The sequence below is a fragment of the Idiomarina aminovorans genome (assembly GCF_023155095.1).
GTDB classification, from domain to species: Bacteria; Pseudomonadota; Gammaproteobacteria; order Enterobacterales; family Alteromonadaceae; genus Idiomarina; species Idiomarina aminovorans.
Genome location: NZ_JAKNDA010000002.1, coordinates 189,229 through 210,812, shown reverse-complemented (window position 1 = coordinate 210,812; position 21,584 = coordinate 189,229). Strand labels below are relative to the sequence as shown.

General features: G+C 46.5%; 19 protein-coding genes. All 19 read right to left on the bottom strand.

Translation table 11 applies throughout. The features are described 5' to 3' along the window. Position 1: 1 nt before the first annotated feature. The 19 genes from L8G48_RS05100 to L8G48_RS05010 all read right to left on the bottom strand — a co-directional run bounded on the left by L8G48_RS05100 (position 2) and on the right by L8G48_RS05010 (position 21,468). Positions 2-1,045, bottom strand: a complete 1,044-nt coding sequence (locus L8G48_RS05100) for a rod shape-determining protein (protein ID WP_248263526.1) — start codon at positions 1,043-1,045, stop codon at positions 2-4. Positions 1,046-1,103: 58 nt separating this feature from the next. Continuing rightward, complete coding sequence (locus L8G48_RS05095; RefSeq protein ID WP_248263525.1) at positions 1,104-2,963, bottom strand: formylglycine-generating enzyme family protein; 1,860 nt, start codon at positions 2,961-2,963, stop codon at positions 1,104-1,106. 198 nt (positions 2,964-3,161) lie between these two features. Next, on the bottom strand, positions 3,162-8,465 hold the full coding sequence (locus L8G48_RS05090) for a LamG-like jellyroll fold domain-containing protein (protein ID WP_248263524.1): 5,304 nt from the start codon (positions 8,463-8,465) through the stop codon (positions 3,162-3,164). After that, entirely contained in the window at positions 8,462-8,917 is a 456-nt protein-coding gene (locus tag L8G48_RS05085) for a Type II secretory pathway component (RefSeq protein ID WP_248263523.1), read from the bottom strand. Before L8G48_RS05085 ends, L8G48_RS05090 begins: the two co-directional genes overlap by 4 nt. Next, positions 8,907-9,725 (bottom strand): PulJ/GspJ family protein, encoded by an 819-nt coding sequence (locus L8G48_RS05080; RefSeq protein ID WP_248263522.1) that lies wholly within the window; start codon positions 9,723-9,725, stop codon positions 8,907-8,909. Before L8G48_RS05080 ends, L8G48_RS05085 begins: the two co-directional genes overlap by 11 nt. Then, positions 9,725-10,258 (bottom strand): type IV pilus modification PilV family protein, encoded by a 534-nt coding sequence (locus tag L8G48_RS05075; protein ID WP_248263521.1) that lies wholly within the window; start codon positions 10,256-10,258, stop codon positions 9,725-9,727. The genes L8G48_RS05080 and L8G48_RS05075 overlap by 1 nt, the downstream gene beginning before the upstream one ends. Then, on the bottom strand, positions 10,248-10,682 hold the full coding sequence (locus L8G48_RS05070; RefSeq protein ID WP_248263520.1) for a prepilin-type N-terminal cleavage/methylation domain-containing protein: 435 nt from the start codon (positions 10,680-10,682) through the stop codon (positions 10,248-10,250). The genes L8G48_RS05075 and L8G48_RS05070 overlap by 11 nt, the downstream gene beginning before the upstream one ends. Before the next feature lie 53 nt (positions 10,683-10,735). After that, positions 10,736-11,236, bottom strand: a complete 501-nt coding sequence (locus L8G48_RS05065; RefSeq protein ID WP_248263519.1) for a prepilin-type N-terminal cleavage/methylation domain-containing protein — start codon at positions 11,234-11,236, stop codon at positions 10,736-10,738. A 30-nt stretch (positions 11,237-11,266) separates the two neighbouring features. Next, positions 11,267-11,860, bottom strand: coding sequence for a prepilin-type N-terminal cleavage/methylation domain-containing protein (locus L8G48_RS05060; RefSeq protein ID WP_248263518.1), 594 nt, complete (start codon positions 11,858-11,860; stop codon positions 11,267-11,269). A gap of 76 nt (positions 11,861-11,936) precedes the next feature. Continuing rightward, the gene (locus tag L8G48_RS05055; protein ID WP_248263517.1) at positions 11,937-12,386 is read right to left on the bottom strand and encodes a Type II secretory pathway component; all 450 of its coding nucleotides are present in this window, start codon (positions 12,384-12,386) and stop codon (positions 11,937-11,939) included. Then, positions 12,386-13,624, bottom strand: a complete 1,239-nt coding sequence (locus tag L8G48_RS05050) for a type II secretion system F family protein (protein ID WP_248263516.1) — start codon at positions 13,622-13,624, stop codon at positions 12,386-12,388. Before L8G48_RS05050 ends, L8G48_RS05055 begins: the two co-directional genes overlap by 1 nt. After that, complete coding sequence (locus L8G48_RS05045) at positions 13,624-15,339, bottom strand: GspE/PulE family protein (RefSeq protein WP_248263515.1); 1,716 nt, start codon at positions 15,337-15,339, stop codon at positions 13,624-13,626. The genes L8G48_RS05050 and L8G48_RS05045 overlap by 1 nt, the downstream gene beginning before the upstream one ends. Next, positions 15,336-16,418, bottom strand: coding sequence for a tetratricopeptide repeat protein (locus L8G48_RS05040; RefSeq protein WP_248263514.1), 1,083 nt, complete (start codon positions 16,416-16,418; stop codon positions 15,336-15,338). The genes L8G48_RS05045 and L8G48_RS05040 overlap by 4 nt, the downstream gene beginning before the upstream one ends. Beyond that, complete coding sequence (locus tag L8G48_RS05035) at positions 16,415-17,323, bottom strand: ExeA family protein (protein ID WP_248263513.1); 909 nt, start codon at positions 17,321-17,323, stop codon at positions 16,415-16,417. The genes L8G48_RS05040 and L8G48_RS05035 overlap by 4 nt, the downstream gene beginning before the upstream one ends. Positions 17,324-17,328: 5 nt before the next feature. Beyond that, positions 17,329-18,993, bottom strand: a complete 1,665-nt coding sequence (gene mshL / locus L8G48_RS05030; RefSeq protein WP_248263512.1) for a pilus (MSHA type) biogenesis protein MshL — start codon at positions 18,991-18,993, stop codon at positions 17,329-17,331. Then, positions 18,990-19,331, bottom strand: coding sequence for a general secretion pathway protein GspB (locus L8G48_RS05025; RefSeq protein WP_248263511.1), 342 nt, complete (start codon positions 19,329-19,331; stop codon positions 18,990-18,992). The genes mshL and L8G48_RS05025 overlap by 4 nt, the downstream gene beginning before the upstream one ends. Next, the gene (locus tag L8G48_RS05020) at positions 19,324-19,959 is read right to left on the bottom strand and encodes a Type II secretory pathway component (RefSeq protein WP_248263510.1); all 636 of its coding nucleotides are present in this window, start codon (positions 19,957-19,959) and stop codon (positions 19,324-19,326) included. Before L8G48_RS05020 ends, L8G48_RS05025 begins: the two co-directional genes overlap by 8 nt. After that, positions 19,952-20,560: a PilN domain-containing protein gene (locus tag L8G48_RS05015; protein WP_248263509.1), complete on the bottom strand. Its 609-nt coding sequence runs from the start codon at positions 20,558-20,560 to the stop codon at positions 19,952-19,954. The genes L8G48_RS05020 and L8G48_RS05015 overlap by 8 nt, the downstream gene beginning before the upstream one ends. Continuing rightward, positions 20,557-21,468, bottom strand: a complete 912-nt coding sequence (locus tag L8G48_RS05010) for a Type II secretory pathway component (RefSeq protein WP_248263508.1) — start codon at positions 21,466-21,468, stop codon at positions 20,557-20,559. Before L8G48_RS05010 ends, L8G48_RS05015 begins: the two co-directional genes overlap by 4 nt. Positions 21,469-21,584 lie beyond the last annotated feature (116 nt).

Below are 21,584 nucleotides of genomic sequence, written 5' to 3'. Positions count from 1 at the left end.
ATTACTCATAACTGAATAAATCACCGCCATGCATATCAATCATCTCTAAGGCTTTACCACCACCGCGTGCAACACAAGTTAGCGGATCATCAGCAATAATAACCGGTATTCCTGTCTCTTCAAGAAGTAAGCGATCAAGATCTTTCAATAAAGCGCCACCGCCAGTCAACACCATACCGCGTTCGGCGATATCCGATGCCAATTCTGGCGGCGACTGTTCCAGTGCAACCATAACCGCACTAACAATACCCATGAGCGGCTCTTGCAGAGCTTCGAGAATCTCATTACTGTTCAGCGTAAATGACCGTGGAACCCCTTCCGCCAGGTTACGACCGCGCACTTCAATTTCTTTCAGTTCTTCACCCGGAAATGCTGAGCCGATTTCATGTTTAATACGTTCAGCCGTAGCTTCACCAATTAACGCTCCGAAATTGCGGCGCACATAGTTAATAATGGCTTCGTCGAACTTATCACCACCAATACGTACCGATGAGGAATAAACCACACCATTGAGTGAAATGATAGCAACTTCAGTCGTACCCCCACCAATATCAACCACCATTGAACCGGTGGCCTCTGATACAGGTAAACCAGCGCCAATAGCCGCAGCCATAGGCTCATCAATAAGGTAGACTTCGCGAGCACCGGCGCCTAACGCAGATTCTCGAATGGCACGACGCTCAACCTGAGTCGAACCACAAGGAACACAGACCAGGACGCGCGGGCTTGGACGGAAATAATTACTGTCATGCACTTGCTTAATGAAGAACTGAAGCATTTTTTCGCAGACATAAAAGTCCGCAATAACCCCATCTTTCATAGGGCGGAGAGCTCGAATATTCCCCGGCGTACGACCCAGCATTTGTTTTGCTGCTGCACCGACCGCGGCAATAGATTTAGGTCCACCAGAACGTTCCTGACGAATGGCAACAACAGACGGTTCATTCAGTACAATACCTTCATCCTTGACGTAGATAAGCGTATTTGCTGTTCCAAGGTCAATAGAGAGGTCGTTTGAAAAAAGGCCGCGAATTTTTTTAAACATGAAGCGGTATATCCCTACTTATAGCTAACAGAGTGACGGCAAAGAGCTCAGTAACTCATTACTGGGCTCTTACAACACGGAATCCAATGTAGTTGGAGTTAAAATCTGAGGGTAATTCCATTTTTGTAGAAACTCTGGCCAAACTTGGCGTAAAGTTCCAGGCGCCACCCTTGACTACCACGCCATTATCAATTTCAGCCCACTCCCAGACATTACCGACAGTGTCGTATAATCCCCAGGGGTTACGGTGAAAGCTGCCTACCGGTGCCGGGCGTGAGTTTGACCAATCGGTACCACAATTACGGCAATTTGCTTTGCCATAACCAACATCATTTCCCCACCAAAAGTCAGTTTCAGACCCCGCACGCGCAGCGTATTCCCATTCTGCTTCAGTTGGAATGCTGTATTTGAAGCCACTCTTTTGAGTTAACCAATCCGCATAAGCTTTAGCGTCATTGTAGCTAACACAAACAACCGGAGAGCTGTCTGACTGTTTAAACCCAGGGTTTTTCCAGGTGAGTTTTTCGTTAAACTGCGGACGACCATTATTCAGGCTTGCGCAAGTACCGTTTTTTTCGGCCTCGGTGACATAGGCGGTATCTTCAACAAAGTGACTAAACTTCTCAACCGTAATTTCAGTGTCGGAAATACCCAGGGCCGTTGGAATTTCGCGTGTTTCAGCAGGACGTTCATTCGGCAAGCCCTTACCGACCAAATCACCCATTTTAAATTTACCGGCTGGAACAACGACAAGTTCAGGTCCTCGTACATCGCGGAACAAAATATCCTGAATTTTTTCACCACGAGTAAAGGAGTAATCTGATTTTTCCAGTTCCGCCCGAATAGACGTCGAGTCTTTTAAAATGATTTTTTCGGCGTACGCAGAATAACCATATTTAAGAATCTCCACCTGGTGTTCACCACCTGGCAACATGACTTCTAAAGGTGTTGAACCATAGCTCACACCATCGATAACAACTTCATCGTCATACACATTAGAGCGTATGGTTAACGGGTGCATGACGGAGCTATCAACCGTTTGCTCATCACCCGTTTGCAACTCCCCCGGCCGTTGCTTTGCGGCACAGTAACGCATATCCAAACTTAACAAAGTACACGCCTGGCTTTTAGGTAACTGACCACGAAGTTCCACGGCCAGTTTAACGCCGTAGTTACCCGCGCCACTGAAACCATTGCTAACCGTTTTGGAACCTAAAATTTGAACATTAGGGCTCGCTTTATCAATATTCCCACGCGCCAGAGATGCCTCACTCAGCCCATTCATTATAGAATCTAAATATTGTTTTGAAGCTTTTTGCTTGGCCATCAATTTACCGCGGTTCTCACACTGCCCGAGTGTTTCATCACGATCACAACTAATTGACTGACTAACCTCAAGATTACCTGATTGGTTAAACTCGCTCTCGATGCGCTCTACGCGGGCTAGGATTCGTTGTTCTTTTAAAGTTTCAATTTCATTGATCAGGCTATGCTTACTGACACGCGCTTCTTCAACTTCACGCGATTTTTGACTAACCAGACTTACCTGCTGCTTAATGTCTGCTTTATTCTGCTGATGAGCCATGACCGCTTGCTTGTAAGCTTCTTGAGCGCCCGCAATATCAATTGTTGGGTCTTCCACCAGGCGTTGATAACGGTCATTCATTTCCGCCAATGTTGATTCGCGTTTCGTTTCCAGTTCGCGGTTGCGCTCACGCAAGCTTTGTAACTTTCCTCGCAATTCCCGCTCTTCTTGCTGAAGCGTATTTACGGTGCCAGAAAAATTTTCAAAATCGCTCTCTAGAGTCGAAATTTGGTTAGCAATTTCTTCGACAGTCATCTCCTGCTGAGCAAGAGCCGTCGAGGCGAATGTCAATGTAGAGGCCATTACCAGGGCCAGTCGAGCCAATCGCATCATGTTTCCATTCCAAGCTTGAAAAAATAACAAAGCGGCGTAAAAGCCAAAGCTGTAATCGCGCTGTCGTTATTGTAATAATGTTGAACGTTCGTCAACGTCGCGCATTTTATGTTTAAACTCTGCTTTATGCTATTTGCTTGTCAACAAAAGAGCAAGAGGCATTGTCATAGAATTGTCGATTATTCGTTATAATTCGTCCTACCAGCCCACTTCCTGCCAGTAAATTTGGCGATCGCTGCCGCGGTAGATGCCAATTAAGGCTTCTGCTTGGGGGGCATCATCTAAGTTACCATCTAAGTTACCATCGCCGAGCCAGTCAAACCGTAAATATTTAACGTTACTTAAGTCATACTCAAATTCAAACTTACTTTGGTCGGTAAGCCCTTCCCAACGGATCAAATCATTTATAGCCGTGCTCGCATTAACGGCTACTAGCGAGCCTTTTGTTAACGATTTGCTTGCTGGGCTAGCTGCTAGATTTGGCGTCGACGCGATTGGTACTCCCTCAAGATTGGTAGTCGTTGTTACACTTAACGCATTTTGCTCAAAGTCAAAACAACTATCCCTTTCATTCACAACGAACGAGCTGCCGTCCCAATATTCAATCACTGCTTTTACAGGTAATGGATCAACCGCAGCCCCAATAAGGTTTTTCAACCTTAAACGGCCAAACAGCAGGTCTGCTTCGTCAAATACGGCATAATTGAAACCGCCAGTACTGCTCAGAGAGGCTCCCTCAATTACTGAATAATAATTTCCACCCTCACCATCGTCTATTTGAACACCCAACTGATAGTCTTCTATTGGACCTTCAAAGTCATATAGTTCGGTTTCGTCGTAACTTGATGCTCGCGGGTAAACAACATTTGCTGGATCAGCGAATTCACCAACGCCGTTGTTCCAATTCAATTCAAAACTTAAGACATCGCTTAATGGCGGTTGCTCGTCTTGCAGCGAACTGCTTAGCCCACCAAAACCTTTATACATCAACTTTACATCACCTGGCGCCCGTGTACCGTCATAGTTTTTAGTGAGATCACCAGCAACATTCTGAGCTTCAAAATAGCCGGCGAGCTCTTGTGGCTGACCGATGTAATAAAAGGGGTCGCCCATTGAACCACCGCATACATTAGCAAATTCGTTGTCATACATAACAAACCGATCAGGTATAAAACGCCCGATTGTTTGTTCACCGGCAAAAAAACCGTCTGATGGATGGTATTGTGGTAAGTACTGCTTGCCCTTTACCTCTGCAACGAGCTTTACGGCACCCACCTCATCGTAAGTGATTGAATTAGAAATAAATTCAGGAACGTTAATGTCCGGCTTATTAAAAGAGGACTCTCCAGTAACTTCACCTCGATTCGGATCGGCAGTTGTGTGACGATTCTCCTCTAGCTCCAATTCGTAACTTACTGTTGTTTCATTACCGAAGTTCGGCGTTTGATCGCCATTGGCGTTCAACGGCTGTAATTTAACAGTAAAGTTTTGGCCGGCTTTAGCTAATATGCCATTCTCGTATGGTACTCCGTCACCGTCAGCAGCAGTTTCTGCTGAAATTTTAATATTATCAGGCGTCCAGACAAAGGGATCAGAAGTGCCCGTTAATGACAGGCCATCAGCATATTCTGCACCTGCGGTTATTGATACTGCGCCTGCATCACCGTAGGTCATATAGAAACCCGCCTCTGAACCCTCAAAATTGATGGGTACAGGAGCTGGAGTATTAGTTATTTGTGTAAAACTTGCATTCTCGTCATCTTTTACATAAAAACCAAGATTCGTATCGTTTGCGGACGGACAGCTTGATGGGTTAACGCACTGAAAACTCAATTGTAAATTCGACAGATTCTCAGTGAAGTCGGAACAAGTAAGTTGGTTATCGTCGGTGGTTACTGCCCTTACAAAAACCTTTTCGTCTATATCCTCATCAGAATAATCTTCGCCTGAAACCTTACGACCTATTTCATTCAACCCTTCACTTGAGGCTGGGTCGTTAAATATAAATCCGGCCTGTTTAAGCTCCAGCTCACAGCTTGCCGTCTCAACTCCATCAACGAAACAGCGCGTGGGTGCGCTCGGACTTTTTCCGGTCAGGGCGACCGAATAGATACCCGCATTATCTTTCACTGTCGTGTTTTTAACAGTACTGTCTAGATTTGCCGTTTTGCTGGTCCATATTGCACTTCCCGATTCTGCGCCGCCTTGTTGTAACTCAAACGTTGCACTGGCGGGTTGATTATAGATACCACAGTTGGCGTCGGCACAGGCAACACCACTAATTTTAGCCCCCACACAGGAAACAGCAGAGCTAGGGAAACTTAATCGATAATGATTGATGGATTCTGATTGAATATCATCACTGGAACACACCTGAAACGAATCGAATTCATGAATATTGGTAGAGCCACCAGTACTGCCGGCAAAGCTGATATAGAATTCATTCGGAATTGCCGGCTGCAAATTCGAAATATCATTATTTTGGTACAATGAAATATAGTTATTACCCTGACCCGATATGTCTCTCAACACTTCGACACTAACGGCGCTCGTGTCGGTATTATCGATCACAACTTTATATAAATGGCCTGGTTTGGGTGTATTGGCAGACGCATCATCGATTCCTGTACCCAATGTCCCAGACGTACCGATAAATTGATACTCCTGACGCCCCGCCGCCGCATCTTCGGCACCTCTCAAGGTTACGCTGTCTGGTGTACGGCCAATCCCGCCATTTCTGTCTTCGGTTGCATTTGCAAAATTGCCATAAGCATCAAAACCAATACCTAACCAACCACCATCGAAGCCAGAGTTACTATTGGAATTGGCATAACCTAATGAACCACCAAATTGGCCAGCATTAACAGGGATTTTATCCGACAAAACCAACGCAATTCCGTCCGCACCACTCCCATCATAAGCATATAACCTAAAAGTTACTTCAACCTTACTCCCTGCGGCTGCCACCGGCTGCTTTAAGGTAATTGCCGTGGTTTGATTCTGCGCGTTCTCTGTTAACCTTAAGCGCGGTGAAGGACTGCCAGAATTAATTATTCCTGGTACCGTATTACCACTTTCGATAACGGCCCAATCCGCCGAAAATGATGTTTCATCCAGATCCGGCAGAAGACACACCGGTCCTGATGTTTCGCATAGTGTGGTTTGCTGAGCAACCGCCAGTAATTGACTGTCTGTCAGCGATTCATTGAAAACCGACAGTTCATCCATATCACCATCGAAATATCGAGTCTGATTAAAGTCATTACCAAGAATGAAAGGGCGGTCGTTGGTTGTTAATCCTCCGCCGTAGGTTTCCGTGGTCTTTGAAACCGTATTAAACTGATCATCAATTATTGTAATGCTTTGTTCGCCATCTTTATAACGAATAGCGACGTATTGCCAGCCTCCAACATTAACCACAGTAGAGCTATCGAACTGCCTTGTATTGCCAGAACCTGTGTTCCACCACCAATTAATGCTGCCATTATTGCGAACATGAAACTCATAATTTGTATCTTTAGAGGCAATAGTCATCAGATTCGATGAAGGGTTAAACGACTTGGGTTTTATCCATAGCCCAATTGTAAACTCCTCACCCGGGCCAAAATCAAGCTGGTCATTCAATCCGTTGACATCATCAGCAATTTGTATTGTATGGCTTTGCGTATAATCGAATTCACCATAGCCACAAGTTCCCTCGCCACTAAGGTTTGTTGGTATTGCAGGCGTGTTGGAGCTCCATTCGACGCTACTGCTGGTTCCATCAAAGCTGTTACCGCTGCTGTCAATAACCTGTGCTGGCGAGTTATTCCAGGGGCCATCGTTAAGCTTCCAGTTGAGGAGTGGGGAGGGTGGTTGAGGCGACGCAACAGAACAAAATTGACCGCCATTGAACGGAAACTCGGGAGCGACATACTCTATCGCAGGTGGTGTTAAGCTGCCAGGACCACTTAAATAAAAGCTTTCGTTGCTGACACTTATCGCACCTTCTATCTCTATTTGGTTATTCCCGTTAGCTCCCCGCTGAACAAACAAACTCCCTCCAACATAGATGTAACCCCTGATAGCCACGTTCCTTTCAATCGTCAAATCTCCCGTAACCACCAAGATAAGTTCATCCGGGCTCCCACTTACATTGATCTGTCGCCCCTCCTGGATGGTTAAATCCCCTTCAATATACACTCTCGATGTTTGTCCATTGGTTTCATAATCTGCACCAACGTCAGTAAAGCCTCCTGCAGGAGCCACCCGTAAATAGTCAACAGGTTGAAGCTGCTGTGGCAATGGATTTTGATTTTCATCTTCCGGTAATTCAATGGGCTTTGGTATAGAGTTACCCGAGTAAACCGAGGCTTCGGGCCAAACGTCGGCACACTGCGCCAGATTAGGGGTATTACCGGAGCACCCTCCAACATTATTATTTTGGTCACATGTCGGGCCATTTACTGTTCCATCACCAAGATCGCCGTCACCATTTGGAGCATTAACATAGCCGCCTACTACTGATCTGTTACCCAATTCTACTGGACCTTTAGCATTGATATTGCCAGTTATTGAAACGTCTTCACCAACTTCAACTTCGTCCCCTGCGTCAAGAGAACCTTCTACTGTAGTCCGATTCTCAACGTCAACTTCTCCGTCAACAGTTACGTTACCGGTTATAGTTGAGTCTTCGCCCACTTCGAAGTCACCACTACTATTAATGTTACCAGTCACCGTTGTGCGATTTCCTAAATCGATCTCTTCATCTGCTCCAAAGGTTGTTAAGCTCCCTTTTAACGAACTGTCCTCACCTATTTCAATACTGTTTTGAGCTCCAATATTTCCAGATATATCCGCACGATTTCCGAGCTCTAACGTATCACCGGAAAAAATACTTCCGCCTAGAATAAAATCTTCTCCTGCAGAGGTTTCGCCAGAGGAATCTATATTACCTCCAACATTTACACCGTTACCTGCATCGAAGTCCCCTCCAGCATTTATATCTCCGCCAATCGTCACTCGATCGCCTAACTCTATTGCACCAGTTGCCTCTAAACGACCATCTATCTCACTTCCGTTATCGATATCAATGTTATTCACATTGATGATATTTCCAACGCCTTGAACTCTAGAACCTAAATCTACGTCAGTTGCTCCATTAATAGTTCCAACCAGCACTGAATCATTACCAACTTCAAATCCTTCCTCCGCGTCAAAGATCAGGTCACCGGGACTTCCTCCATTATTAACCCGCACATTATTTCCAAACGAAATTTTTCCAGCTACATCGAACGTTATAGGCAAAGATGGATTACCTCTTAACTCGATGACATCGTTATTATCGAACTCTAGATCTTCTGAGCACACATAAGTGTTAGTTGATTGATTAAAGGCACAATCCGGAAACGTTTGTTGACCCGAGTTACCGGGCGGAGGAATCTTAAAGGTCTCTGCAACACACTCCGAACTCACAGCCAAAAATGTTAAAAAAATGGCTAATGTTATGTTTAAGCGACTCATTCCACCGCTCTCGTTTCGATGGCCAACTTGCGAGTGGTTATGGTATTGCCGGCTTCGCAGGTGCCAGTAGACTCTAGTCGGTAATGACTGGCTATCTTTTCATCGTAGTCAGGGTCACTTGGTTCGTTATATGCTTGGCATGTAACTTTAGCGGTGCACTTTTCTATTGGAGCAGCAATCTTTAAAGAATCATAGTCCGCAAGAAGACCATCACTACACGGGGTGAACGAGCCTCCAATAGGGTAAAGTTCGAGCATTGCGCGTTGAATTCCACTCTGCGCAGCCATAAACGCTCGGTTCCCTTGTACTTCAATAACAGTTGAATCAGAACTTGTTCTGACTAACTTTGAAAGTACGCTGACTAACAACCCCAAAACGACAATCACAAAGATGGCAACGACCAAAGCGCTGCCTTGTTGACGTTGGATTGAATTTAGAGCATTAAGGCGCATTGGGAATATGTATCTCTTGGTTGAAGAAAAGCCGTTCACCCACAGCCGTTTCATACTCTAAGAATACGTGGATCACGTTATTTCGCAACAGTGTTGCATTCTTAACTTCGAAAGGAACTTGAGTACCCGCAGGCGTCAAATTAATAATCTGTTCGCCAATTACCACATTGGTTGATGCTGTCGGTGTCTGATTCCAGCCGTAATTGCTGTAGCGTTTTATTTTACCGTCGGTTTGAACGCAATAGCTGACGGGAGGACGTCCAACATAAATACGCTGACGTGGTGACTCCTCCGCAAAATAAAACCCGGGTTCCAGAGTCACTGTTGTTTGCTGATTCGTGTGGTTTTGATTGCTGGCTACTCGACTCCAGCGGCGTTCTCCACCAATCTTATCCGGATAAATAAAGTCTGGTCGAGTGGCGTAAACAAATAACCGGTCATTGTTGACCGGCCCCGCATCAATACTATCCCAGGTGGTCGACATGGTAACTAATTCGAGTGACTCATCTGCTGAATTAGCAAACGGCGCGTCGTAATAGGTACCGGCAACTTTAATAGGAACAAATTCTAAACACTGACTACCATCCGTTAACGTCAGTACGCGAGCACTGTTCGGTACCGAATTACGTAATTCTCGCGTAACTCGTTCGATAGTGAAGCGGCTCTGGTCGAGTAATTTTAAACGCTCAGCACCGGAAACGTACATTTCTGACCCTAGACCAACAAAACGAAAGGTAAAGATGGATACAATTGCCAGCAAAATAATCACAATAACAAGTTCGATCAAGGTAAAACCATTAGTGCGCATCACCAATTGCCTCTCACTCCAGAGAAATCAATCCGCTGATCTTGCGGGGTGATGATAACAATATCGATTTGCTTGACTTGGTCAACTACCAACTCACTTATCCGAACCTCTGCACGAAACCCGCTGTAATAGCTGGTATCAATGGCGGAGCCAAAAATGTTATCTAAATCGGTAGTATTGATACCCAGACAATTAAAATCATCCACATCATCGAAGTCTTCGCGAGTTTCAGCACCATCGGTATTTGGCAATAGATTCCCCGGCCCGGCACAACTGTTTGCGGGCGTGGTACAGGCTCCAGCACCTTCACCACAACGCACCGTTGCTGAATTTACCTCATCGAATTTACGTGCCATAATTTCATTCATCAGACTTTGGCCCAATTCAGTCGCTCGCACTTGTTGCCAGGGGTCCACCGTTTGACGAGACAAAGTTCCCATACCAGCAGTTACTACCAGCGTCACAATTGCAATAACGACTATGCCGATGATTAGCTCAATAAGCGTAAAACCTTTTGGTTGCTCAACACTCATTGATATAGCCCTCACTGTTTATGCAAAGATCACGGCTAGAGCCTGAATTTTCGGAAATGGTGATAGTACATCCGCCACTGCATTGTTCTGTTGGTCGACCTAAACCGTCGAAACCAATTGTTGCCGGAAGAGGCTCTGAAAACGAAAAGGTAACATTTTCTACATCGCTTATCTGGCGGCTGTTTTCTTCGATGAACGGAGGTTGACCCAAGGTATTTTGTGATACTTCGGCCACATATTGACTGGTCGTATCCTGCATAGCTTGCAGCTGAATAGCCCGCAAAATACTCATAGCTTGTAAACGGAAAGCCTGGCTTTTTGTGCCAGAGTCACTGATAAAAAGGGGGCTGGCAGACACCGCCAATATACCGATGATCACCATTATGATGATGAGTTCTACAAGAGTGAAGCCTTGAGACTTCATAACTTACCTTTAAGTTGAAGCCCGCAATATTATAACTGCAGGCTTCTCACGAATTAGCAGCCAGACGTTTCAGTAGTTATTACTGGAGGAGTGTCTGAGTCAGCAGCATCTGAATATTCTACATAACAGTTCGTGTCAGTAATATCCCCTACCACAGCCGTTGTCGGATCTGGTACTTGGTCGCCTGGGGCAATTGAAATAGTACCGCTATCTGCAAAAAACGCCCAGTCTGTTATTACTGTAGCAGCAGGGTCAACATTTGTTGCATCTAAATTTGCTGCAGTAACAATACCGGCTTCAGTAGCTGCCGGGTAACCATTAACTGTATCTACGCTATTAACACTTCCTGTACTACCTAAGTCATCATCAATAGCTGCTCTTGCATAGATTGTTTGCGAAGCACCCTGCATTGCCCCTTTCAACCCTTTTACAGTCGACGTACGAGCATCACTAGAAAAGTCAATAAACTGAGGCGCAGCCGTTACTGCTAAAATCCCCAAAACTACAATAACGATGATCAGTTCGATCAGGGTAAAACCTTTTTGATTGCGCATAATTAAAACTCTCAATTGTTATAAAAAAACTTACTGGTTATTGCTGTGAATACTCACGCCGCCATTACGTGGATTATAGACGAAGGCGTTGCCTATTGTCAGGTAATCGTCGTCCGCTGGCGCGTTTGCTTCATTTTTTATGGTGTTACCTAAATAGTAAACACACATATCGTTACCGGCAGCACTGTCTTGTGTCACATAAGTGAAATAACGTATTTGCTGCAGGTCATTAAAATTGGTGGTCACTGTGGGCGCGCCCTGTAAAATGGACTGCATGATACTGACACAATCCGTTGCGGTCATGTTCTCATCGTGCGCCTGGACATTGCCGCCGCTGACCGGGTAACCGGTGTTGCCGTCGACATAGAGCAGAATTTGGTCCAGAGACACTTCGGCTCCGGCACCCGTTCCGCTCGTACCTTTTGGCCGGCCACTGAGCTCCCACTCACCACGCACAATACCAACGGCACTGGCAAAACCACCAGCAACCCCTTCAAGAGCCGCGTCTTCGGCGTCCGACGACACGTCGGTAAACCGTGGAATGGCAGCGGCCGCTAACAAGCCGAGAATAACCACGACAATAATCAGCTCAATAATGGTAAAGCCTTGCTGCTTATTTCTCATTTTTAGCTCTCATACTAAAACTCCAGTAGCGTCCATATTATGACATTTATTTAACACTTAAAACGGGACACCCGTGTTATTTCTGAATTACCTGGCCCAGCTTACTGTTATAAGTGAACCAGGCACGCTCATTAACGTTATAAAGACAAGATTCATTACTTGCTTCTGCCTGCAAGGCGCTGGTCGGTATTTCACCTCCCAACTGCTGCCATAAATGCAAACAGCCTTGCTCAACCGAAGGCCAGCCCTGACCGTTCATCATTATTCTCGCTTGCTGTTCCCGGCTTTCATTCAGCAACGCAATTTCTGCCGGTTTGCCGCGGCGCATCCATTCGGTGCGCGCCAGCCAAAGCGAGTCAAGAAAGCTCGATACCGCAATATCTAACTCGGTCTGACGCCACTGCTGTGGCCCGTTTATCAAAACCGTTCTGGCGGCCACGGCGGCCAGTATTAACAACAACAATACCACCAGAATATTCTGTAAACGCTGAACCCCCTTACGTTCGTCAGTTGTAGTTCTTGTCATTATCGTCCCTGATACGCGCTCATCATGTCCCACATTGGAGTGAATATGCCCAGCGCCAGAATCAGCACCATAACCGCGACAACCGCTATCATTAACGGCTCAATACGGGCGGTTAAGGTTTTCAAATCGTAATCGGTTTCTCGTTCGTAATATTCAGCCACTTCTAACAACAAAACATCAACCCGACCGGTTTCTTCACCAACCGATATCATCTGTAAAATTAATGGGGTAAACAGCTCTGACTGACGGGCTACCCGTGATAAGTTATCGCCTCGTTCAATACCGCGGCGCATTTCAATAATACGTTTCTCCATCCAGGCGTTATCCACCGCTTCGGCAACCAATGACAAAGCTTGAGTTAGCGGAACACCGGCACCAATCATGACCGAAAAGCTACGGGCAAAACGCCCTAGCATAGAGCGCATTAAAATAGAGCCAATAACCGGAATTTTTAGTTTCAGACTGTCCCACTTGAGTCGTCCATTATCTGTTGCTATGTAATACCGAAGGCCGAAAAAGGCACCCACCATTACAACCATTAACACATGCCAGTAAGAAACAAAAAACTGCGATGACCCCAGTAGCGCTCTGGTTGCCCACGGCAATTCAACATTAAACCGGCTGAACATAGAGGCAAAGGTTGGGATCACAAAAATATTCAATACAAATATAGCGATAACCAGCGCAATAAGCACGAAACTGGGGTAACGAGTGGCGGCTTTTATCCGTTTTCTGGTGTCTTGTTCTTTTTCCAGGTAAACCGAAAGCTGCTGAAAAGACTCTTCCAATTGCCCGGTATTTTCACCCACATGCACAATGGCAATGACCAGGCGCGGAAAAACACCTCGGTGCTGCGACATCGAAGTCGATAAATTACGCCCTTTTTCCAGCTGATCGTGCACATCCTTTAAGGTTTTGCGCAGGCGTTTATTCTGAGTAGTATCCGCCAGCCCTTCTATTGCACGCAGCATTGGAATACCGGCTTGCGTCAGCGAGTACATTTGTCGGCAGAATATAATCAATTCGTCCAGCGACACTTTTTGCTGAAACGCCGATTGCAGACTTTCGCCAAAGCGACTATTCGCTAAAGAAAAGCCCTGACCAACGACCGGATTAATCGATAACGGAACCAACCCCCGGCGCATTAATACATCGGCAGCGTTGCGCTCGTCATTGGCATCTAATGAGCCTTGCTGCAACTGGCCGGTTTTGTCCCGCGCGCGATACCGGAATTTCATCAGATGCTGTCCTCAACACTTTCGGCCAGGAACAGAACTTCGTCAACGGTGGTAATGCCTTCGCATGCGTACTCCAGTGCTACCGTCGCCATAGACTGATACCCTGGGTGAGCTTTAGCCGCTATGGCAAATTCGCGTGTGTTGCCGTCACGCAGTGCATCCATCATCGGCGTGTTCATTTCAAGCAGCTCGAATACACCGATACGACCACGATACCCGGTGTGGTTGCAGGTCTGACAACCCACTCCGCGCTTGAAAGAATACCCCGAGCTGCCTTCTTTCAAATGCTCCAGCCACTGACTTTCGGGTTCATCCGGTTGATAGTCTTCAGCGCATTTATCGCACACCCGGCGTACCAGCCGCTGAGCTAAAATGCCGCGCAACGCTGCCGCCACCAAGTAAGCGGGCGCGCCCATATCTATCAAGCGCATAGCACTGGTGATGGCGTCGTTGGTATGCAATGTCGATAAGACCAAATGACCGGTGATGGAGCCGCGTAAACCAATTTCAACGGTTTCGTGGTCGCGCATCTCACCCACCATAATAATGTCCGGATCCTGACGTAACGTTGTACGCAATACCCGGGAGAAATCCAGCCCAATTTTACTGTTCACCTGCACTTGTGAAATGCGCGGTAAGCTATATTCAACCGGGTCTTCAACCGTAATGACTTTTTTACCTTCAGTATTCAGTTCGCTCAGCGCGCCATATAAAGTGGTTGTTTTACCAGACCCGGTCGGTCCCGTTACCAACAGCATGCCATGCGGGCGCTTAATCAGGTTACGTACGCGTTTAATAATAGATTCGGGCATACCGGTTTGCTCTAATGACAGCAGGCCGGCGGATTGATCCAGCAAGCGCAATACACAGGACTCGCCATATTGTACCGGCATAGTCGATACCCGCACGTCGATATTGTGCTTATGTATTTTGATGTTAAAACGGCCATCTTGCGGCAAACGTCGTTCGGAAATATCAAGTCCGGCCATGAGTTTCAGCCGCAGAACCAGCGCGTTGGCAATGTTGGTTTCATCCAGTACGTTTTCCTGCAGTACGCCATCAACACGCTGACGAATACGGAGCTTCCGGTCATCTGGTTCTATATGAATATCTGACGCCCTGACTTGTACCGCATCTTCAAAAATAGACTGCAACAATTTAGCGACCGTTGCCTCATCGGTGTCGTCATCCAGGCTGAGATTGCCCAGTTCAAACTCACTGGTGTCTTCGTATTCATCCTGCAGCTGGCTGGCGAAGCCTTCAATTTCTTTGGTGCGTCGATACAAGTTATCAAAGGCCTGCATCAACTCGCCTTCAGGAACAACCGCCAGTTCTACCTGACGCGGAGTCAGTAGCTGGCTTATTGCATCAATCGACGACAAATCGGCCGGATCACTCATGCCGACTAAGGCACTATTTTCGTCAGCTTTTATGACCAAGGCGCGGTGCCGACGCGCCTGAACTTCAGGAAGCAACTTAAAAGCTTCCCCTGGAATTTTTCGTTCAGAGATACTGATTAACGGCAGTTTTAATTGCTGCGCCAAAAACTCAAGTAATTGTTGCTCTGAAATAAAGCCAAGATCGGTTAACGTTGCACCCAGCTTACGCCCACTGACACGTTGCTTTTCCAAAGCTTTTTGTAATTGATCTTCGCTGATGATCTGCTCATGGACCAGCAGATCACCCAGTCGCATTTTAAGACGTGGACGTTTCATTGCTCACCTGCTAATTCACTGGCCTCTAGCAAGGCAATTTGCTGCTGAATAAATTCCAGAGTCGGCCGATGCTTTATTCGGCTTAATGCTTTTTTATAAGACAACAGCGCCACTTCTGGCGCAAATTCTTGCTCTGCAACGGCTTTTCCTAAATACCAGCGACCTTGCGCAGGCTCAGCTTGCACTAAGCGTTGGTAGGCATCGGCAGCAGCTTGATAATCGCCCATGTCCTGCGCCAGTAACGCCTGCTTTTGAACGTATTCCGGGTATTCGCCCGCGCTGGGCGCGGCCTGTTTTAATAGACTTAAAGCCGCAGCCGGGCGGGCTTCTTTTTCCAGAATACGAGCACTTAACAAACGAAACTCAAAGTCTGTTGAAGAGCGCTTAAAACCGGCTTCTAAAGTGGTTAAAGCTTGCGAGACTTTATTACGACCAAACTGCAATGCCGCCAGCTTTTTTCTGACTTCTTTATTGTCCGGGGTTACAGCCAGGGCCTTGCGCCAGTGCTCCTCCGCCAAGGTTAAGCGCCCTTGTTGCTGGGCTTTTTGAGCCTTTTCAATATGCTTATTGGCAATTTCTTCTGGCGAGAGCTGAACTGACTGCTTACTGAATTCGCCGCCTTTTTTGGCCTCTTCAGTGGTATTTTCAGCTACTGTTTCCGGTGGTTCAGGTTGTTTTTTCTGAGTCCGCTCAGACCGGCGCTCAGACTCAGGCTCGGGCATTTCAACTGAAGCTAAATCTTTTGTATCAGGTTGTTTTTGTTGCGGCGAACGGCTTTCAGCAGGAGTCACCAGTTTTTCCGGTGCTTTAAACGCAGAGGCCTTGGTTAAAGGCTCAACTCGTTCCTGGACTTTTGGTCGCTCATTAGGTTTGCTTTCACTGACCGTCATCATGTTTTTATCAGACGACTGCCACCAAAAAACCACCAACGCCAGAACAATGAATAGCATTAATCCTAAAAACCATAACCCTGGCTTGGGACTATTTCGCTTCTCTACCGCGCTGCTGGCCGCCCTTTTCGAGAAAGGCTGCTGCCCCCGGCGATCAAGATCTTTGAGCATTTTGTTGATGACACTCATTGCAAACCACCCATTTGCCAATAGCTGACCGCGGCCGCTGCAAGAAAAAACACACAAACCGATAAAGCAATCGGTAAGTTCAGTGACCGGGGCAATTCGGCATCTTCAGTATCATTAACCGCTAGTTTCAAGTCTTGTAACGATAACTGACGGCGACCTTCGCCATAAGCTAACAACAGCATTTTATGGCACAACATGTTCACCAAACGCGGAACACCGCGGCTGCTTTGGTGCAGTCGCTTTACCAGCTTCCAGTCAAATATAGGCGAACCTTTGTAGTTGGCTACGTCCATTCGGTGCGCAATATATGCAGCGGTTTCATCGACATTCATTGCGGTTAATTTATGTGAAAAGCTAATTCGTTGTCGTAGCTGCCTGAAGGCTTTTTGCGCCAGACGTTCATCTAACTCTGGCTGACCCAGCAAAACAATATGGACTAATTTACGCCGCTCTGTCTCTAAATTAGACAACAAGCGCAGCGCTTCAAGACTCTCTTCCGGTAATGCTTGTGCTTCATCAATGAATATCACCACTGCCTGTCCGCTTTTATTGATATCCAATAAACGTTGCTGCAATGCCCGCGCCAACTGCTGCTGGTTAGTCAGTTGCTCAGTCTCAACCAAAAGCTCTTGCGCAATAGCCAGCCTGAGCTCTGTCGGATCCAAGTATGAGTCGGGAATATAAGCGGTTTTAAAAAAGTCAGGTACGTCGTTCAATAATCGACGACATAACAAGGTTTTGCCGGTACCCACTTCTCCGGTAATTTTAATAAAACCTTCACCCGTTTTTAACGCCGTTAAAACCACCTCGAAAGCTTCGTGATGGCTATTCAAGTCGTAGTAGAACTGCGTGTTTGGCGTTATGGTAAAAGGCAGTTCGCGTAAGCCGTAATGGTATAAATACATACTGCCTATTGCTCAATATCCGGGAACCACTCTTGCAGAAGCTCGCGAGATCGTTTGAGTTCATCGCGCCAGGTATCAACCCCCACCACCGTTGGCTTTAATAATATGACTAACTCTTTCTTTTCCTGACGGTTACGACGGTTAGTGAAAAGCTCACCCAGCAGAGGTATATCACCTAATAGTGGCACCTTTCCAACTTCTTCGGTGTTTGTGGTTTGCATTAAACCACCCAGTACCACAATTTCACCGTTACGGGCTTTGACGATGGTATCCGATTCACGAATGTTGCTGCGTGCCAGCGGTAGCACGGACTCTTTGCCTGAAACAGTAATCACTTTTTCCTGCTCGCTGGTTTCGACCACTGAGGGGTGGACATGCAGAATCACCTCACCGTCGTCACTTATCTGTGGCGTTACGTCCAGCGAGATACCGGAAAAGAACGGTGTAAACTCAATATCGGAATCCGATGAAGTAAGATCTCCGACTCCCGATGTTGTGCGATTGGTAACGTCGGTCACAAAATATTCGTCTTCACCAATTTTTATGACCGCTTTTTGATTATTTGATGCACTGACACGGGGGTTAGAAAGAACCTGGACTGTGCCTTGTGTCTGCAGCATCTCTATAGCGCTCTCGAAGCCATTATACTCGTCTCTGTATGTCAGACCAAACAAACCTCCAGTGGCAGCCGAAGCCAAGTTACCAGGAGAAACCGTGGCATCAAATCCAACTTTTCCTGATGCAAAGCTCTCCCATCGAATACCTTGCTTGTAGCCATCATTCAGGGTCACTTCAATAATCCGGGCTTCCAGAATCACCTGACGTTGCAAACGCGATTCCAGTCTGTCGATAAAATCACCAACGGCTCTTAACTTTTCCGGTGATGCCGTTACGCTGACAATACCGGCCTGTGGTGATAACACCACATTACCACCACCAATAATACCTTCAATAACGTCCTTCAGACCGCCCCATAAGTCGGTTTCTGACTGGGTATTAATACTTGAGCCGTTGCCTTGCAACTGGTTCTGCTGACTGTCTCTACGGTACTCTCCATCATTATTACCAAGCAAAGGGGTTCCTTCGGAACGAGTATTACTGTTGCTGCTTCCAGAATTATTCCGCGAGCCTTGATTACGCTCCTCGCTCACACCACCACCGGAAATTTCAGTCTGCGAAATGCCAAAACGACGAAGCGACAGGTAATCCAGTGAGAACGTCTGAGTTCTTACACCGGAAGGAAAAACTTGAATGGTGCGGCCTGAGCGACGTACTTCAAAACCGTACATATCCTGCACTGCATTGAGTGTTTCATCCAGCGTGACATCTTTAAGGCTCAGTGAGATTTCGCCGCTGACATTGGGGTGAACCAAAATATTGTAAGGAGAATCGGCTGCCAACCCATAAAAGAAGGCCTTGGCATCGACGTTATCAGCCTGCAGCACAAAGCGGGGCTCCTCAAGTAAGGCTAAGCCGTCTTCTTGTTCTTTATTAGCGGTCTGATTTAAAAAGCTACTGACTTCTGCAGGCAGCTCTTTTTTAGGTTTCGTTTGTTTCTTTTCAGAAGCTTCCGGTTTCATCGCTTTATTGGCTTCATCTGGAGAATAGCTCGGTTGATAAGCACAGCCGCTCAGTGCCAACAATAATGCTCCTGCTGCAACTTTTTTCATTGTACCGCCCCCGGGTCGCCTTTTTCGTTCTGTTTTATCGGCTTAAACAAAGTTATCTCTACTCTCTGGTTGTTCTTCTCTAAAGTAACGCTGTTTGGGTTAACTGAGCTGACCCGAAAACCATCTACATTGTCGCCCGGCTTAACCCACTCGCCGTTGATTCGCGCTGACTGACTCTGGTCTGAATAATAAATCTGAGACAGTTTGATATTCTGTCCCCAGCTATCCATTGCCACGGAAGGCTGACTGACCGTGAACGGAGGTTGAGTCGGGTCCCGCTCTTGCGAAAAAGACGAAACCGAGACCATAAACAGTAAAAACACAATTCCTTTAAGCACTGATAAACTCCTTATCCGTACTTAGCAGATACCAAACTATGGTGACTGTTGCTGTCGGGTAGTCGCCTACCTGATAATCAAAGCGCGCCCACTGTACATTCGGATATTCTTTTTGCAGCGTATCCACAAAGTCGGATATCGCAAAAAAGCGCCCGGTAAATTCAGCCTGCACAGCATGCTGATAAAGCTTAATAGATCCGGTTTCAAAAACGACGGTCGGCTCTTTAGCTTCTAAGCTATCCATTCCCAGTTCTGAGGCAAAACGCAACACACTCTTTAGAAACTGTTTTCGTTGTTGTGCGGGCAACAAAACCTGACTTTGTGAAAAGTCGCCTTTTGCCTGAGCTAACCGCTGCTTCAACTGCTTAATTTCCGCCCGGAGCGGAGCATCAATATCATTAGCTAACTGCGCCTGCACGTCCTGTTCTAATTGCTCAGACTGCTCTATTTGAGAAGCAATACGGGTATTTTCCACAGAGAGCGCTTTGCTCTGCTCCAGCGTTGGGGAAATAACGTAACTCATAAGCGGCAGGGTAATCATTAAAAAACTGGCCAAAGACAAAAGAGCTCGCTGTCGCCCAGGCATAGCGTTAAAGGTTTCTTGTGCGCGTAACCACCCGTTATTCATTGTTTGAGTCACCCTCAGTGCTTCTGACGCTTTGCAGCAAAAACTGCTGATACCCCTGCTCACTGCGCTTAAGTTCAACAACCGCAAAACGCTTATTAGCCAGTAAGCTCGATTGCCCGAACTTATCCATCCATAGCACTAAGGCTTCACTGTTTAGCGCTTGCCCGTATAAACGGATATTTTCGCCAGACATAGAAAAATCGCTTAGCCAAATGTCTTCCGGGGTGATATCTGCAAGTTCCTGCAAAAACTCACTAACGGATGAAGACCGGTTTTGTCGAAACTGTGCAATTTGCTGACTGAAACTTCTGGCGTTCTGCAACTCTTGTAGCAACTGCTGTTTTTCTGCTTGCAATTGCGAGCTTGGCTCCCGCCGGGAAATTCTCTCGCGGCTACCTTCCAGTTTATTATTTATCTTATTCAAAGTAGCCGACAAACGCTCATTCTCTTCAACAACCGTTGCATTTTGCCACTGAGTAACACCCACCACAACGAGCAACAGCGCCAGCCAAACACCCAAAACAGAGCTTACCTTCGTTAGTGTGAGGCTCTGCTTTACAGGCTTCAGCTCGTTGCGGTACAGATTTACCCATTGCTTCATAAATCGCCCTCAACTAACGCACCTAAAGCCGCAAGATCGGAGTAGTCGCCCTCGCGCAGGTCAGCAGACCATGGCGGATACTGGTAGCGAGTGCACTCTACTGCCAACAGCTCAGCCAGACTCTTTGCAAGAGCTTCCGGCGTTATATGTTCTACAGCGAGAATAAGTCGGCTAATGGGAGCCTGCCGCAAATGACTTTCGAAATAATCGGCCGAACGCTGTAACTCGGTTGCCAGAGGCTCTAAAGCACCCGCTTCTATTTCACTCTCTGTGTATTTAGACACCTCGGTCACACCGCGTAGCAGGCGAGTAAACATCAACCCTTTTGGAGTATTAATTTGGGCAATGTAATTGCCCGCGGGGTTTTGATATAAAGTGAGTTCAGCGTGACTCTGAGTTTCGGCTAAGCGGGGTAGCGCCAATTCCGTAATTGCGATATCCGTTAAGCTCAAATCATGCTCGTTAAATAACTCAACCCAGGGCATTAAAAAGTTTTTGTTCGCCGCAACGGCAATCAGTTTATCCTGGCCGGATGGCTGCTCGGGAAACTCATAATAGTCGGCAATAATTTCTTCCGTCGAAAAAGAGACTAAATCGCTTAAAGTGTATTTTAAGCTTCCTGAAATTTCGGCGGGCTCCAGAGCGGGCCGATCAACCTGAACCGACTCGTATAAATCGGTTCCCAGCACCAAAGTAACGTTTGCGTGTTTTAATGACAAACGAGAATATTTTTGCAACAGAGTTTCTGCGTATTTAGCTAAGCTGCCCTGCTGCACTTGTTCATGATCGTTAACAATCAGCTCAGGAGCTTTACCTGACCCTTTTACAATAAGAAGACGGACGCTGTTTTGCGTTACTTGAAAGCAAATGCGGTGATCATTTTCTTTTTGCTTTGAAAGTCCCAGCACTCAACAACACCCTTTACTTAGTTTAAAACCATGTTAACAGAAACTTTGCAAAGCTCACCACAAAAAGCACTTGTCTGAAGTTCTTTATGACGTTCGTAATAACTCATTTCTTGCGA

Bases quoted from the DNA above. Each gene is read 5' to 3' on its own strand.
- L8G48_RS05100 (WP_248263526.1), bottom strand. From the start codon at position 1,045: ATGTTTAAAAAAATTCGCGGCCTTTTTTCAAACGACCTCTCTATTGAC.
- L8G48_RS05095 (WP_248263525.1), bottom strand. From the start codon at position 2,963: ATGATGCGATTGGCTCGACTGGCCCTGGTAATGGCCTCTACATTGACA.
- L8G48_RS05090 (WP_248263524.1), bottom strand. From the start codon at position 8,465: ATGAGTCGCTTAAACATAACATTAGCCATTTTTTTAACATTTTTGGCT.
- L8G48_RS05085 (WP_248263523.1), bottom strand. From the start codon at position 8,917: ATGCGCCTTAATGCTCTAAATTCAATCCAACGTCAACAAGGCAGCGCT.
- L8G48_RS05080 (WP_248263522.1), bottom strand. From the start codon at position 9,725: ATGCGCACTAATGGTTTTACCTTGATCGAACTTGTTATTGTGATTATT.
- L8G48_RS05075 (WP_248263521.1), bottom strand. From the start codon at position 10,258: ATGAGTGTTGAGCAACCAAAAGGTTTTACGCTTATTGAGCTAATCATC.
- L8G48_RS05070 (WP_248263520.1), bottom strand. From the start codon at position 10,682: ATGAAGTCTCAAGGCTTCACTCTTGTAGAACTCATCATCATAATGGTG.
- L8G48_RS05065 (WP_248263519.1), bottom strand. From the start codon at position 11,236: ATGCGCAATCAAAAAGGTTTTACCCTGATCGAACTGATCATCGTTATT.
- L8G48_RS05060 (WP_248263518.1), bottom strand. From the start codon at position 11,860: ATGAGAAATAAGCAGCAAGGCTTTACCATTATTGAGCTGATTATTGTC.
- L8G48_RS05055 (WP_248263517.1), bottom strand. From the start codon at position 12,386: ATGACAAGAACTACAACTGACGAACGTAAGGGGGTTCAGCGTTTACAG.
- L8G48_RS05050 (WP_248263516.1), bottom strand. From the start codon at position 13,624: ATGAAATTCCGGTATCGCGCGCGGGACAAAACCGGCCAGTTGCAGCAA.
- L8G48_RS05045 (WP_248263515.1), bottom strand. From the start codon at position 15,339: ATGAAACGTCCACGTCTTAAAATGCGACTGGGTGATCTGCTGGTCCAT.
- L8G48_RS05040 (WP_248263514.1), bottom strand. From the start codon at position 16,418: ATGAGTGTCATCAACAAAATGCTCAAAGATCTTGATCGCCGGGGGCAG.
- L8G48_RS05035 (WP_248263513.1), bottom strand. From the start codon at position 17,323: ATGTATTTATACCATTACGGCTTACGCGAACTGCCTTTTACCATAACG.
- mshL (WP_248263512.1), bottom strand. From the start codon at position 18,993: ATGAAAAAAGTTGCAGCAGGAGCATTATTGTTGGCACTGAGCGGCTGT.
- L8G48_RS05020 (WP_248263510.1), bottom strand. From the start codon at position 19,959: ATGAATAACGGGTGGTTACGCGCACAAGAAACCTTTAACGCTATGCCT.
- L8G48_RS05015 (WP_248263509.1), bottom strand. From the start codon at position 20,560: ATGAAGCAATGGGTAAATCTGTACCGCAACGAGCTGAAGCCTGTAAAG.